The sequence below is a fragment of the Sphingomonas sp. 2R-10 genome, from assembly GCF_030062225.1.
Lineage (GTDB): Bacteria > Pseudomonadota > Alphaproteobacteria > Sphingomonadales > Sphingomonadaceae > Sphingomonas.
On the sequence record NZ_JASCXF010000002.1, the window covers coordinates 25,061 to 39,911 of the forward strand.

The window sequence follows — 14,851 nt, forward strand, 5'->3', positions numbered from 1 at the left end:
CTGGACTGGGGAACACAACCAGCACGTTTCGATTGACGGATTTAGCCGTCCATTCTATTAGGGACTGGATAAATCGTCCAGTGCTGAGGTTTGGTCGTGAAGAGCCTGTTGGATCAGAATGGCCTGCAGCTGCAGTTCGCAGGCCACGAGACGTTCCCGCCAAAATACGGTTGGTTCAAGAAGTCGTTTGACGCCGTCCGGCAATTGGAGGGTGCCAATGAGGTCGAGACCAAGTCCATCTTTGCATCCGGTGATGCTATTTCGAAATTTGGTGTCGGGCGGAACATGGTGCTCGCGATGCGTCACTGGGCGCTTGCTTGCGGCGTTCTTAAGCCGGTCGGCGACACGCGAAACCCTGACTATGTGACGACTTCGGTTGGCCGGTCGATGTTCGAGGACGATGGCTGCGATCCGTATCTCGAGCAGCCCGCGTCGCTGTGGCTGCTGCACTGGAATCTGGCGAGGGCGCCCGGCCGCGCCACGGTGTGGTATTACGCCTTCAGTGAGTTCAACGAGGCAATCTTCAACCGCGAGACGCTGCGCAACCGCATCCTCGCGCGCATTGACGCCATCCCCGGCGCGAAGCGTCCGGCTGACGTGACGCTGACGCGCGACGTCGAGTGCTTCATGCGCACCTACGTGCGCAAGCGGGGCGCGCGCGCGGGCGAGGATGCGCTCGAGTCCCCGTTCGCCGAGCTTGGGCTGATCTCCTGGGTCGACGTCGGGTCGGCTGCGCAGTTCCGCCGCGGACCGAAGCCGACGCTCGGCGACGACGTTTTCGCGCACGCGCTGATGGAATTCTGGCGCCAGCGATACCCGAGCCGCAGGCACCTCTCGATCGAGACCGTGGCGTCCGAGCCCGGATCGCCCGGGCGCGTCTTCCTGCTCGACGAGGACTCGGTCGCCGAGCGGCTCGAGCGCATCGACGCGGCGACCAGCGGGCAGGTCTGGTGGGACGAGTCCTCGGGACTGCGGCAGATCGCCTGCAGGGACCCGGAGGCGGTCGATCCCCTCGGGTTGCGTAACGACGCCATCGTGCAGCTGGAGGTCGCGGAATGATGTTGATCGATAGGGTCGCGGTCGCACGGCGCTTCCAGCGCGCGACGCGCGTGGACATCGACAGCCCAATCGACGCGGTCGAGGGCTTCATTATGACCCCAACCGCCGCCGCCGTGCTGCGCACGACGCTCAGGCACCTCGGCGAGCACGGCCAGGGCGCGTTCACCTGGACCGGCCCGTATGGTTGCGGCAAGTCCAGCCTCGCCGCGGTGCTCGCCGCGCTGCTCGGTCCGGGCCCGGAGGCGCGTGCCGCCGCTGCCGGCGCGCTTGGCGCCGATCTGACCTCCGAGCTTTACGGGCTGCTGGGTGGTGCCCCCGAGTTCTGCGTGATCCCGGTCGTCGGCGCGCGGCGCGACGTCGGTGGCGCCATCCGGGAGGCCCTCACGGCGGCCGGCGTCAAGCCGACCGCGGGCGGTGTGGTCGCCGACCTGTTGAAGATGGTGCGCGGTGGCCATCGCGTGCTGCTGATCGTTGACGAGATGGGCAAGACGCTCGAGCACGTCGCGATGGAGGGTGGCGACGTGCACCTCTTCCAGGAGCTCGCCGAGGCCGCGTCGCGGTCGGATGGGCGCCTGCTTGTCATCGGCATCCTGCATCAGGCGTTCGACGACTATGCGCACCGGCTGGCACGCGAGGCGCGCGACGAGTGGCTGAAGGTCCAGGGCCGCTTCGTCGACGTGCCGGTGAACCTGGCGGGCGAGGAGCAGCTCGAACTGATCTCGCGTGCGATCGTCGCCGATGTCGCCGGCGCGCCGGGTACGCTGATGGCGTCGGTCGTCGCCGAGGCGGTGACCGCCGGCCGCCGCGGATCCGCCGATGGCTTGCGCGAGCGGCTGGAGAGGTGCTGGCCACTGAACCCGGTCGTCGCCACCCTGCTTGGTCCGCTGTCCCGCCGCCGCTTCGGGCAGAACCAGCGCAGCATCTTCGGCTTCCTCAACTCGGCCGAGCCGTTCGGCTTCCAGGACTTCCTGGCGCAGACGCCCGCCGACGCCGGCACCCTCTACGACACCGACTGGCTGTGGAGCTACCTCCGGTCCAACCTTGAGCCGTCGATCCTCGCCTCCCCGGATGGCCACCGCTGGTCGACGGCGGTCGACGCGGTTGAGCGTTGCGAGGCACGCGGGTCCGATCCCGCGCAGATCCGCATCGTGAAGACGGTGGCGCTCGTTGACATGCTGCGCGAGCGGTCGGGCCTGGTCCCGAGCCTGGACGTCATCGGTGCGGCCAACCCGGACCTCGAACCCCATCAGGTCGAGCGCCACGTCGAGGTGCTGAAGTCACTGTCCATCCTTATCGACCGCCGGCATCTGGGGTCGGTGTCGATCTACGCGGGGTCCGACTTCGATCTCGATGAGGCGCTTACCCGTGCCCGTGCCGAGTCCGGGGACGTCGACCTCTCCCACCTTCGGACGATAGGCGTGCTCGCGCCGGTCCTCGCCAAGCGGCACTACCACGTGACCGGCGCTCTGCGGTGGTTCGACGTCGACGTCGCCACGACCGACGAGGCGGCCGAGCGCATCGAGCGCTATTCGCCGTCGAAGGGCGCGACCGGGCTCTTCCTGCTGCTGATCAACGCGGCGGCCGAGGACAAGAAGCGGCTGGCCGCGACGTTCAAGCGCCTCTGCGAGGGCGTCGGCGACCGGCCGATCGCGCTCGGCCTCGCCTCCGACGGCTACACGTTGCGCGAGCTCGCGATCGAGCTGGTGGCCTACGACCGGATCGCCGCGACCCGCCCCGAGCTCCGGGGTGATCCCGTCGCCCGCCGGGAGCTGTCGGGCGCTACGGCCCGCTGTGCGGCCGAGCTCGAGGACCGTCTGCGCGCCAGCCTCGACGCGACCAGCTGGCGCGTGCCGGTGCTCGGCGAGGAGGGTTTCGATCTGACGGGGCCTGCCGGCGGCGCCGCGCGGCTGGCGGCCATTGCCTCAGAGATCGCGCGCAAGCTATATCCTGAGAGCCCACGCATCTCGAACGAGCTGCTCAACCGCACCAAGCCGTCCTCGAACGCGGTGGCGGCGTCGCGCGCGCTCATGCACGCGATGGTGGGTCGCCCTACAGAGCCCCGTCTCGGGATCAGGGACTTCCCGGCGGAGGGCGGCCTCTACGCCTCGATCCTTGATAAGGCCGGCCTGCACCGCGCCGATGGCGACGGCTTCCGCTTTGCGGCACCTGCGGGCGAGGATCCCTGCAACCTGCGCTTTGCCTGGCAGCGGGCCGACGACATGCTCAAGGCGGCCGGGCCGGGCGCGTCTCTCGGCAAGCTACACGACCTCTGGCGCGATAGGCCCATCGGCATGCGCGAGGGACTGCTGCCGGTGCTATCTCTGGCCTACGTTATGTCACGGCTTGACCGGGTTACGATCTACCTCGACGAGGTGTTCTCGCCTGCCGCTTCAGACTTCCTTGTCGACCGCATGATGCAGAACCCCGACGCCATCCGGCTGCGGTGGAGCGAGTTCAGCGAACAGCAGGTCGAGAACGTCACCGCCGTGGCGCGCGTCGTCTCGGCGGCGACCGGCTCGGTGGTGCCCGCGGGCGACCCGCTCGCTGTCTCGCGCGCCCTCGTCGGGTTGGTTCTCGGCGTCGCGCCCTGGACGCTTCGCACCACGCGGCTCTCGCCCACCGCGCGGCGCGTCCGCGACCTCGGCAAGAAGGCTTCGGACCCGAACAAGCTGCTGCTCGACGACCTTCCGCAGCTGCTTATTGGCGACGGCGAGGACAAGGCGGTGGACGTCGCAGGCACGGTCGCGGCCGGTCTCCGCGAGCTAATGGACGCCTACGGCGCCATGATCGACGAGGTCCGGACTGCGATGCTCGACGAGCTGCGCGCCTCCGACGACCAGCTCGAGGAGCTTCACGAGCGCGCGGCGACGGTGATCGCGCTCACCGGCAACTACCGCCTCGACGCCTTCGCCACGCGGCTGTCGACGTTCGACGGCGGTGTCGAGGCGGTTGAGGGCGTCGCGAGCCTCGCGGCGAACAAGCCGACGAGAGACTGGGTGGACCGCGACGTCGACGCCGCCAAGGTCGAGCTGGCGGCGCTGGCGCAGGAGTTCCTGCGCGCCGAGGGGCTCGCCCACGTGAAGGGACGTCGCGGCAGGCGGGTGCGCATCGCCGTGTTCGTGAGCGAGCCCGGACGGCCGGCGCTCACGACGCAGGAGGTGTCGGTGAGCGACCGCGAGCGCGTCCGTGCGCAGGAACTGGCGGAGGAGCTCCGCGCGAAGTTGCAGGGCGCCGGCGTGTCCCGCCCGGTCATGCTCGCCGCGCTTGCCGAGACGATGTCCGGCGTGGCCGGGAAGGAGGCCGAGGTGCTGCCGATCGACGACGGCCGTCGCAGGGTGCCGGGCGCATGAGGGAGCGTCACGTCCTCGGCATCTCAGGTGGCCGCGACAGCGCGGCGCTCGCGGTACACATGAGCCAGGCCCATCCCGAGCTGGAGATGGAATACTTCTTCACCGACACGGGCAAGGAGCTGCCCGAGGTCTACGAGTTCCTGGGTAAGCTCGAGGGCTTTCTCGGCCGGCCCATCGCCTACCTCAACCCGGAGCGCGGCTTCGACTTCTGGCTCGAGGAATACAACACGTTCCTGCCGAGCCCGAAGACGCGGTGGTGCACGCGCCAGCTCAAAATCCGGCCCTTCGAGAAGTGGCTTTGGCCGGCGCTCGACGCGGGCGACAAGGTCGTGAGCTACGTAGCCATCCGGTCCGACGAGGACTACCGCGAGGGCTACTCGTCGACGCATCCAAACCTCTCGGTCCGGCTGCCCTTCCGCGAGGAGGGCATCGACAAGGCGGCGGTCAACGAGATCCTCGAGTCCGCCGGCGTCGGTCTTCCTAAATACTATTCGTGGCGGTCGCGATCGGGTTGCTACTTCTGCTTCTACCAGCAGAAGATCGAGTGGGTCCGGCTGCGCGAGCGGCACAAGGACAGGTTCGACCTTGCCAAGGCCTATGAGAAGAACGCGCTCGAGCACGGCTCGCCGTTCACCTGGAGCGCCGGGGAGTCGCTGGAGGAACTCGAGCGGCCGGAGCGGATCGCGGCGATCGAGCGCGACCACCAGAAGCGCGTGGAGCGGCAGCGGGCGCGGATGGTGCCGAACCCGCTCCGGACCGACAACGACATGATCGACCTCGACGAGATCTACGGGCAGGCGAAGGTCTGTATCTCGTGCCACAAATAGCAGGCGCCGACGTCTGGGATGATCTTCTGCGCTCGGTTCGGACGCACCGCCACCGGGAGGCCCGGCACCTGAAGCCCGCCTGCCTGTGGGTGGTGGCGGACGGCCTCGGCAACGGATCGCTGGATCCCGACGACCTCGACCCAGGCATGGTAATCGAGGCGCTCGCGGCAGTGCTAGTCGAGGCCGGGCTGCCGGTACCGGACCGGCTGTGGCGGCCGCTGTGGCACCTCACCAACGACGGGGCGTGGGACTTTTTGGCCGAGGGCGGCCGATTGGAGCCGGCGGACTTCGGACCCGGACGCAAGCCGGAGACGATCTCGTCGGTCCTGACCCGGACTGACCGCATCGCGGTGAGCCCCGGGCTAAGCGGTGCCTGGCGTTCGGCGAGCGGGCGGGAGACCCTGCAGGATGGACTGCTGGAGATGCTGGCCGACGGTGACGACAACTCGAGGGCGACGGCGCGCTCGCTCATGCCTGGCTTGCCCGCCTCGAGCCATTCCGCCCCTGCGCTAGGGCGCGCCACGCGGACCCAGGGTCGTGTGAGCGATGTCGCCGTCCGCAGGGCCGTGGAGCTTCGCGCGATGGCGGTAACTGCCGAGCGCTATGTTGAGGAAGGCTGGATCGTCGTGGACGTTTCGTCCGCCGAGAGCCATGACCTCCTCTGCACACGCGGCCCCGAGCGCCTGCTGGTCGAGGTAAAGGGAACGGCGGGGCTCGGCGGGCGCGTCTTCCTGACGGCGAATGAGGTTTCGCTCGCGCAAGGCCCTCAGCCGACGGCCCTTGCCATCGTCTCACTTGTGAAGCTTGCGCGGGACGGCCAGGCAGTGGCGGCGCACGGCGGTTCGCTGAAGATCATCGACCCGTGGTCGCCTGCCCAAGGCGACCTGCAGCCCGTGACCTACAGATACCGGGTCCCCGCGACGTGACCGCCGAAGCTGCGACCCTCGCCTTCTACGACAGGAACGCCGAAGCCTACGCCACCTCTACGGTCGGCCTCGACATGTCCGAGGACCATGACAGGTTCCTCCGCCGACTGCCGCCCGGTGGGCTCATACTCGACGCCGGCTCGGGGTCCGGCCGGGACACGCTCGCGTTCATCCGCGCGGGCTTCCGCGTCGAGGCGTTCGACGCTTCGCCGGGCATGTGCCGGTTCAGCACCGAGCTGACCGGACAGCCGACGGCGCACATGTCCTTCGTCGATGTAGCGTGGACGGACAGGTTCGACGGCGTGTGGGCCAGCGCGTCGCTACTGCACCTCGCGCCTGACGAACTCATGGACGCGTGGGGCCGCCTTGCGCGCGCATTGGCTCGGGGAGGCTCAATCTACGCCTCGTTCAAGGTGGGTGCGGGGGTCAATGTCGGCTGGGACGGACGCACCTTTCACCTCGTCGACGAGCCTTCGCTGGAGGCGCTGCTCCTTGCTGGGGCACTGGAAGACGCCGACATCAGGACGAGAGCATCGGTGTCGGGCGCAGGCGACGCGTGGCTGAGCGTGGTGGCGACGAGGCGCGCCTGATCACTTACCTTTTCCCCGGTACGTCACCGACCACACCTTGAAGAATGGCCGGAATGGGTCGACAAGAGTATACGCGTGAGCGTCTGAATGTGGGTCTTTCTTGCCTAAACGTATTAACCGTGCGGACCTATGCGTTTTCACGACCAGCTTTTAGGCTGGCTAAGTTGACGCTTGAAATCCTGCGACTCGCCATCGCTCGCGGATGGCAAGCGAAAGCGATCACGAACAACGAGAGGTAGCGAACGTCGAAGCGCAGCTTCGATGCTGCCTCGACATGCCGCCTTCGTCTGGACAACCCGCCGTCACCCGGCGGGAATGCATGCTCGTGCTCGACGCGCTCGCCGGTGAGTTCGATTCACTGTTCGAACACAGATAGGGACAGGAAAATTGGCAAAAGCCAACCGCAGCCGGACCAGGGCTTTCGCGTATATGCGCTTGTCGGTCGACAAGGAGGGCGGTGCGCCTCAGAGCATCGATGCCCAGCGCAGTGCCATTCTCGCCTATGCGGCCAAGCATGACATTATGATCGTCGAGGAGTTTGCCGACGCCGGCTTCAGCGGTCAGACCGATAAGCGACCCGAGTTTCAGCGGCTGGTGCAGAGGGCCACCGCGCCCGATCATCCGGTCGATCTGGTCCTGATGTTCATGTTCAGCCGTATGGCCAGAAACATGCGACTGTTCTTCGACGTCGTGGGCAAACTGGACGACGCAGGCGTCGAGGTTCGGTCGATCACCGAGGACTTCGGCCAGGGCCGTGGCCAGCGGATCGGCCGGACGATCACGGCAATGATGAACGAGGAGCAGGCGCGCGATGCGGCGATCCTCACCCGGAAGAGCCGCAGGGAGAATGCACGGCAGGGCTTCTACAATGGCGGCCCGGTGCCGTTTGGCTACCAAACCTATGTCGCCCGGCAGGACGGTGAGAAGGAACGGCGAAAGCTGGCGATCGTCGAAGCCGAAGCGGCGATCGTACGCCAGATCTTCGACTGGGCCGACGTCGGGCGTGGCGGGCGTTGGATCGTTAAGCAGTTGAACGAAGCGGGGCGAACCCTCCGCGGCGCGAGGTTCGCCAACAGCAATGTTGCCGGCATTTTGGCGCGCGAGGTGTACACCGGCGTCTATCACGATCGTACCGCCGACGACGATGGGATCACCCCGGACGTGGAAGATGCTATCGCGGTCACCTGTCCCCCGATCATTGCCCGGGACCAGTTCGATCGCGTGGCAGCCATGCGGGCGACGCGCAATCCCAAGCGAATGGCACCGCATGTCGCTGCCGGCACCACGCTACTCACCGGAGTCGCCCGCTGCGGCATGCCCGGCTGTTCGAGCGGCATGACGATCCGCACGGGGAAAGGTGGTCGCTATACCTACTATGTCTGCAACGACAAAGTGAACCGTGGCGGGACCTGCACCTGTCCGAGCATCCGGCGCGAAAAGCTCGATGGCATGGTTCTGGATGCGATCGAGGCAAAGCTGCTGGCGCGAGACCGGTTGCGCACATTGCTCGCGGGCGTTCTCGATATCTCCCAAAGCCGGCAGGCGGAACGTGAGGCAGACCTTACCCGCAGTCGATCGGAGCGGACGCGGCTCAACACTGCGATCAGTAATCTGCTGATCCTGATCGAAGAAGGGACGATGAGCGCGAGAGACCCGGCGTTTGTCGACCGCATGGCGACCAACCGGGCGGCACTGGCGGCGGTATCAAGCCGGATCGATGTGCTGGAAGCGCAACTGGCGAAGGGCAAGCGCAGGATCGACGAGCAAACGATTGACCGTTTCGGCGACATGCTTCGCAAGAAAATGCGAAGCGACGACAGCACGCTCCGTTCGTCCTACCTCAAAATGTTCGTCTCGAACGTCAGCGTGTCGGATCACGAGATCGTGATCTCGGGCCCCATGTCGAGCTTGGAAAATGGGGTCTCGGTCGGACTTCCCGTCAAAGAGGGCGCGGTGCCCATCTTTGACCGGGAGTGGTGCCGCTTACAGGACTCGAACCTGTGACCCCCGCATTACGAATGCGATGCTCTACCAACTGAGCTAAAGCGGCGCAGGCGGACTTGCCGTCTGGAGGCGGGCGCTTACCAGTGGTGCGCGTGGGTGGCAAGCGTCTTTGCGTACGCGGCGGTGCCCTGGCGCTTTACCGGACGTTTACCGTGGCGTGTGCACAACCCGGCGTCATGGGGCGGAGTGCCCATGGGGACGTAAGCTATGGACATCGTGCGCGGATCGAACGAGCAGGGCGGCAGCGACGATCGCGAAGGCGTCGGCGGCGATGTCGTGGCGGTCGGTACCGACGAGCGGCGCATGCATGTCCGCGCGTACAACTATTGGGTGTCGCTGCTGGGTGGGCGGCTATGCCCCCTGATCGACGCGCTCGACCCGGCGGGGATCGCCGACTTTGGACCGAACAGCGTGCTGCTCGACTGCACGCAGGGGCATGAGGATGCGACGATCCGCTTCCTCGGCCATGCGCTGCGCGAGGAGAGCGGGACCGATTCGTCGATCGTCCGCCTGCGCCAGGTGCCGCCGCGCTCGCTGCTGTCGCGGCTGACCGACCATTATCTGCAGATCATCGCCAATCGCGCGCCGATCGGGTTCGAGGCCGAGTTCGTCGGGCATCGCGGCTTTCCGATGCTCTATCGCGGCATCCTGATGCCGTTCTCGTCGGATGGCGAGGCGATCGACTATCTCTACGGCGTCATCAACTGGAAGGAAGTGGTCGACACTGCCACCCAGTCGCAGCTTGCCGCCGAGCTGACCGAGTCGCGTCGCGGAGCCCCGCGGCGGAGCGAACCGGCGGCGGCGTGGGCCGATGGTCCCAGCGCCGCGCTGGCCGAACCGGTGGCGCCACGGGCGCTGGTGGATCGGCTGGTGGCGGTGCGTGGCCTGGTCGAGGCGGCGCGCGGCACCGGCGAGACGTCGGCGGCAACGTACGCCGCGCTGTCCGAGGCCTATGATTTCCTGACCGCGAGCGAAAGCGAACCGGCGGGCTATGCGGCGATGCTGGTCGGGGCCGGCATTGCGGTCGATCCGCGCACGCCGGTCGATGCGCTGGTCCGGCTGACCTTCGGGGGGCTGCATGAGGGCCATGCCCGGCTGCTGGCGCGCGCGCACCGCGCCGGGGTGGACGAGGGCGAACTGGTCGAATGGATCGAGCGTACCGCGGGCCGTCCGGCGGCGGCGGTCGCGCCGGTGGTCGTGCCGATCGCGGCGGGCGACGACGACTATGTGCTGCTGCTCGCCAGGGCGGTCGACGCCGGACAAGTGCAGATCGTCGGACGGGTCGACGGCGACCCGGCGATGGTCGAGCAGGCGCGGCGCCGGCTCGGGCATTGAGCCGGCAGCGTTGCCGCGGATCGTAATATAATTACCGCACTGCGACATTTTGTTCGCAACTGCCACAGGGGTTGAGCCGGCCGACAAGGCGTCGCATAGCCCCGGTATGACTCCGCAAAGCAAGCTCGCCCGCCCCCTGGAAACGCTGCTGGTCGACAGTGCGCTGCCCGGCGAAATCGAAGGTCTGGATGCGGCGGCACGTGCCGATGCCGCGCAGTTCGTGGCGGCGACCGCTGCGCACCGTTCCCCCGGCACGGTCAGCGTCGCGCTGGAAACGCTGACCCGCGGCGAGCAGCGCCGGATGCGGCTGGCGGTGGTCAACGACGACATGCCGTTCCTGGTCGATTCGATCGCCAGCACCATCGTCGCGCACGACATCGCGATCGATCGCATCCTGCATCCGGTGATCGCGGTCGCCCGCGACGCGGCGGGCACGCTGACCGGCCTTGCCGGCGAAGGCCGCCGCGAATCGATGATCTATATCGAGATGGAGCGCGCCGAGGCGCGCGTCCGTCACGCACTGGTCGCCGAGGTCGAACGCAATCTGGAACATGTCCGCGCCGCCGTCACCGACTGGCGGGCGATGCAGGCGGCGATGCAGGCCGATGCCGCGCGGCTGACCGCCGATGCCGCCACGGCCGAGGATGCGGCGCTGCTCGGCTGGTTCGTGAACGGGAACCTGACGCAGCTGGCGCATGAGCGCTGGTCGCGCGACGGGACGGTGTCGGAACGGCTGGGGCTGTCGCGCGCGCGGCTCGACGTGCCGCTGCTGGCCGATGTGTCGCGCCAGCGGGCGATCGAATGGTTCGACGCGGGCAATGTCCAGCCGCTGCTGCTCAAGTCCAACTGCATCTCGACCGTCCACCGTCGCGCACCGGTCGACCTGGTGCTGGTGCCGGTCCGCGAAGGCGATATCGTGACCGGCATGTCGATCCATGGCGGGCTGTGGACCAGCGCGGCGTTGCAGGCCGACCCGGCCGAGGTGCCGGTGCTCCGCCGCAACCTGGCCGAGCTGCGCGCGAAATTCGGGTTCGATCCGTCGGGCCATGCCGGCAAGGCGCTGAACCACGCGATCTCGACGCTGCCGCACGACCTGACCACCGCCTTCCATCCCGAATCGCTCGAACAGCTCGCGCTGACCGCCATGTCGGTCGCCGACCGGCCGCGTTCGCGGCTGGTGCTCATCAAGTCGGCGCTGGGGCGGCACCTGTTCGCGTTCGTGTGGCTGGGCCGCGACGACGTGACCACGCAGCGGCGCCTCGCGATCGGCGACATGCTGGCGCAGGCGGCCAACGCGTCGGTGCTGAACTGGTCGATCGCGATGGAGGATGGCGAGGCGGCGCTGATCCGCTACGTGCTCGACCTGCGACAGGACGGGCGGATGCCCGACGCCGCCGATCTCGACAAGCGGATCGAACGGATGGTGCGCGGCTGGCGTTCGGCGGTCGAAGGCGCGCTGAGCGAACTGGTGCCCGAGGGTGCGACGCGGATGGCGCTGCGCTTCGCCAACGCCTTCCCGGCCAATTACCGCAATTCGAACCAGCCCGAGGAAGCCGCGCGCGACATCGTGCGCGTCGCCGGGCTGACCGACGCCGCGTCGCGATCGGTCCGGATCGTGGCCGAGGGCGGCGACCGGCTGCGGATCAAGGTCTATCGTCGCGGCGGCGCGCTGGCGCTGTCCGACGCGGTGCCGGTGTTCGAGCATTTCGGCTTTCGCGTGGTCGAGGAACTGCCGACCCGGCTGGAGGACGACGAAAAGAGCTTCATCCACGATTTCGAGGTCGCGGTCGCATCGGGCGGAACGCCGAAGTTCGACATCGCGACCGTCGAGCGCGCGATCGAGGCGGTGCTGGAGAACCGCGCCGAGAACGATGCGTTCAACCGTCTGACCGTCGAGGCGGGGATCGCACCCGCCGCGGTCGTGCTGTTGCGCGCGTGGTTCCGCTATCTGCGCCAGACCGGGCTCAGCTATGGCCTGGTCACCGCGGTCGATGCGCTGCGCCGTGCGCCGGGCGTCGCCACTGCGCTGATCGAGCGGTTCAACGCCGCGCACGATCCGTCGCGCAAGGATCGCAACGCGGGTGTCGCCGCCGCCGATGCCGCGATCGAGGCGGGGCTGGATGCGGTGTCGGCGATCGACGACGACCGGATCCTGCGCAGCTATCGCGGCGTGGTCGCCGCCACGCTGCGCACCAACGCCTTCGCGCCCGCCGCCGACGAGGCGCTGGCCTTCAAGCTCGACAGCGCCAAGGTGCCGGGACTTCCCAAGCCGCTGCCGTGGCGCGAGGTGTTCGTCTATTCGCCCCGCGTGGAGGGCATTCACCTGCGCGCCGGTCCGGTGGCGCGCGGCGGCCTGCGCTGGTCCGACCGGCGCGACGACTTCCGCACCGAGATCCTGGGGCTGATGAAGGCGCAGCGCGTCAAGAATGCGGTGATCGTGCCGACCGGCGCCAAGGGCGGCTTCTACCCCAAGCAGCTGCCCGCGCCGTCGAACCGCGACGCGTGGCTGGCCGAAGGGACCGAAAGCTACCGCATCTTCATCCGGTCGCTGCTGTCGATCACCGACAACATCGTCGACGGCAAGGTCGTCCATCCGGCCAGCGTCGCGATCCATGACGGCGAGGACCCCTATTTCGTGGTCGCGGCGGACAAGGGCACCGCGACGTTCAGCGACGTCGCCAATGCCCTCGCGCTCGAACGCGGCTTCTGGCTGGGCGATGCGTTCGCCAGCGGCGGCAGCGTTGGCTACGACCACAAGGCGATGGGCATCACCGCCAAGGGCGCGTGGATTTCGGTGCAGCGCCATTTCCTCGAAATGGGCGTCGACGTGCAGACGCAGTCGATCGACGTGGTCGGGTGCGGCGACATGTCGGGCGACGTGTTCGGCAACGGCATGCTGCTGTCGAAGGCGATCCGGCTGAAGGCGGCGTTCGACCATCGCCACATCTTCCTCGACCCCGCGCCCGACGCGGCGGCAAGCTGGACCGAGCGCGACCGGCTGTTCCAGCTGCCGCGCTCGAGCTGGGCCGATTACGACCCGACGCTGATTTCGGACGGTGGCGGCGTGTTCCCGCGCACCGCCAAGACGATCCCGCTGTCCGAACCGGTCCGGCAGATGCTGGGCGTGGTCGAGACCGAGATGGAGCCGAGCGCGCTCATGTCGGCGATCCTGCGCAGCTCGGTCGACCTGATCTGGTTCGGCGGGATCGGCACCTATGTGAAGGACCGCGCCGAAAGCCATCTCGACGTCGGCGATCCCGCCAACGACCGCATCCGCGTCGATGCGCAGAGCCTGCGCGCCCGGGCGATCGGCGAGGGGGCGAACCTGGGCGTGACGCAGGCGGCGCGCATCGCGTTCAGCGCGCAGGGTGGCCGCATCAACACAGACTTCATCGACAATTCGGCCGGTGTCGATTGTTCGGACAACGAGGTGAACATCAAGATCGCGCTCAACCGCGAGGTGATCGAAGGGCGGCTCGCGATCGAGGATCGCAACGCGCTGCTCGCGCGGATGACCGAAGATGTCGCGCATCTGGTGCTGGAGGATAACCGTCTCCAGACGCTGGCGCTGTCGGTGATGGAGAATGACGGCCCCGTCGCGGTGCCGAGCTATGTCCGCGTCATCGAAATGCTGGAGGCGGCGGGCAAGCTCGACCGCGTGGTCGAGGGGCTGAGCGGCAACGACGACTATGTCCGCCGCGCACAGGACGGTCGCGGCCTGACCCGTCCCGAACTGGCGGTGCTGCTGGCCAGCGTGAAGCTGGCGCTGCAGGAAGCGATCGAACACGCACCCCTGGCGGCCGACCCCGACATGACGGGCGACCTGCTCGCCGCCTTTCCGCGCGAGATGCAGGAGAGCCACAGGCAGGCGATCCTCGACCATCGCCTGCGTGGCGAGATCGTCGCGACGAAGCTCGCCAACCGCATCGTCAACCGGCTGGGCGTGCTGCACGTCTTCGAACTGGCCGAGGAAGAGGGCGAATCGCTGGCCGATATCGCGGCGATGTTCGTCGCGGCCGAACGGCTGTTCGACATCGACGCGCTGTACGACCGGATCGAGGTGGCCGACATTTCCGAACGCGCCCGCATCGCGCTGCTTGATGAGGTCGCGGTCGGCGTACGTTCGCAGATCGCCGACCTGCTGCGCGCCTTCCCGGCCGGCACCACCTCGGCCCATGCCGTCGCGCACCTGCAAAAGGGGGTGGCGAGCCTTGCCGGGCAGACCAGTTCGCTGCTGCGCGCCGAAGCGGCCCAGCAACGCGACCGGATCGCCGGCGTGTTGCAGGATGCCGGTGCGCCGCAGGATCTGGCGGGACAGGTCGTGCGCCTGTTCGAGATGGACGGCGCGGTCGGCCTCGCCGATCTCGGCCGTCGCCTGAAGCTCGACGAGACGCGGCTGACGCAGGCGTTCACCCATCTCGGCTTCGCGCTGGGCCTCGACTGGGCGCAGGCGGTGGCGGCGCGTATCCAGACGGGCGATCCGTGGGAGCGGCTGCTGATCGCCGGCCTCGCGCGCGATTTCCAGCAGTTGCGCTTCGACTTCCTGAACCGCAACGCCGGCAAGGACCCGCAGGCGGCTGTCGAGAAGTGGCTGGAGGCGAACCGTGACCGCGTGGCGCAGTTCGCGGCGCTGGTCCACCGTGCGCGGCAGGCGCCGGTGGCGGGTGCGGCGATGCTGGCGCAGATCGCCGGACAGGCGCGGGTGCTGCTCGCGCGGTAGTTCGATGGAAGGGGCAGGTGCTCCTATCCCCGCGCAGGCA

The 14,851-nt window shown here is 68.0% G+C and carries 9 protein-coding genes and 1 tRNA gene; 9 read left to right on the forward strand and 1 reads right to left on the reverse strand.

Going from position 1 to position 14,851, the window contains the following annotated elements:
• Positions 1–96: 96 nt before the first annotated feature.
• The 7 genes from QLH51_RS01115 (at position 97) to QLH51_RS01145 (ending at position 8,756) form a co-directional block, all read left to right on the forward strand.
• Entirely contained in the window at positions 97–1,059 is a 963-nt protein-coding gene (locus QLH51_RS01115) for a DUF4007 family protein (RefSeq protein WP_164516033.1), read from the forward strand.
• Positions 1,056–4,409, forward strand: a complete 3,354-nt coding sequence (locus QLH51_RS01120; protein WP_125653842.1) for an ATP-binding protein — start codon at positions 1,056–1,058, stop codon at positions 4,407–4,409. Before QLH51_RS01115 ends, QLH51_RS01120 begins: the two co-directional genes overlap by 4 nt.
• Positions 4,406–5,236, forward strand: a complete 831-nt coding sequence (locus QLH51_RS01125) for a phosphoadenosine phosphosulfate reductase family protein (protein WP_125653844.1) — start codon at positions 4,406–4,408, stop codon at positions 5,234–5,236. Before QLH51_RS01120 ends, QLH51_RS01125 begins: the two co-directional genes overlap by 4 nt.
• Positions 5,224–6,162 (forward strand): protein NO VEIN domain-containing protein, encoded by a 939-nt coding sequence (locus QLH51_RS01130; RefSeq protein ID WP_125653846.1) that lies wholly within the window; start codon positions 5,224–5,226, stop codon positions 6,160–6,162. Before QLH51_RS01125 ends, QLH51_RS01130 begins: the two co-directional genes overlap by 13 nt.
• On the forward strand, positions 6,159–6,752 hold the full coding sequence (locus QLH51_RS01135) for a class I SAM-dependent methyltransferase (RefSeq protein ID WP_125653848.1): 594 nt from the start codon (positions 6,159–6,161) through the stop codon (positions 6,750–6,752). The genes QLH51_RS01130 and QLH51_RS01135 overlap by 4 nt, the downstream gene beginning before the upstream one ends.
• A 202-nt stretch (positions 6,753–6,954) precedes the next feature.
• Complete coding sequence (locus tag QLH51_RS01140) at positions 6,955–7,128, forward strand: hypothetical protein (protein ID WP_164516034.1); 174 nt, start codon at positions 6,955–6,957, stop codon at positions 7,126–7,128.
• Positions 7,129–7,139: 11 nt separating this feature from the next.
• A complete protein-coding gene (locus tag QLH51_RS01145) occupies positions 7,140–8,756 on the forward strand; it encodes a recombinase family protein (protein WP_125653850.1) in 1,617 nt (538 codons plus the stop codon).
• Here the strand turns inward: QLH51_RS01145 and QLH51_RS01150 are convergent.
• A tRNA-Thr gene (locus QLH51_RS01150) sits at positions 8,727–8,802 on the reverse strand. The two genes, QLH51_RS01145 and QLH51_RS01150, sit on opposite strands and share 30 nt — an antisense overlap.
• A gap of 161 nt (positions 8,803–8,963) precedes the next feature.
• On the opposite strand from QLH51_RS01150, the gene QLH51_RS01155 reads away from it, so the two are divergent.
• Entirely contained in the window at positions 8,964–10,091 is a 1,128-nt protein-coding gene (locus tag QLH51_RS01155) for a PAS domain-containing protein (protein WP_125653852.1), read from the forward strand.
• Positions 10,092–10,197: 106 nt separating this feature from the next.
• Positions 10,198–14,811, forward strand: a complete 4,614-nt coding sequence (locus QLH51_RS01160; protein WP_125653854.1) for an NAD-glutamate dehydrogenase domain-containing protein — start codon at positions 10,198–10,200, stop codon at positions 14,809–14,811.
• Positions 14,812–14,851 lie beyond the last annotated feature (40 nt).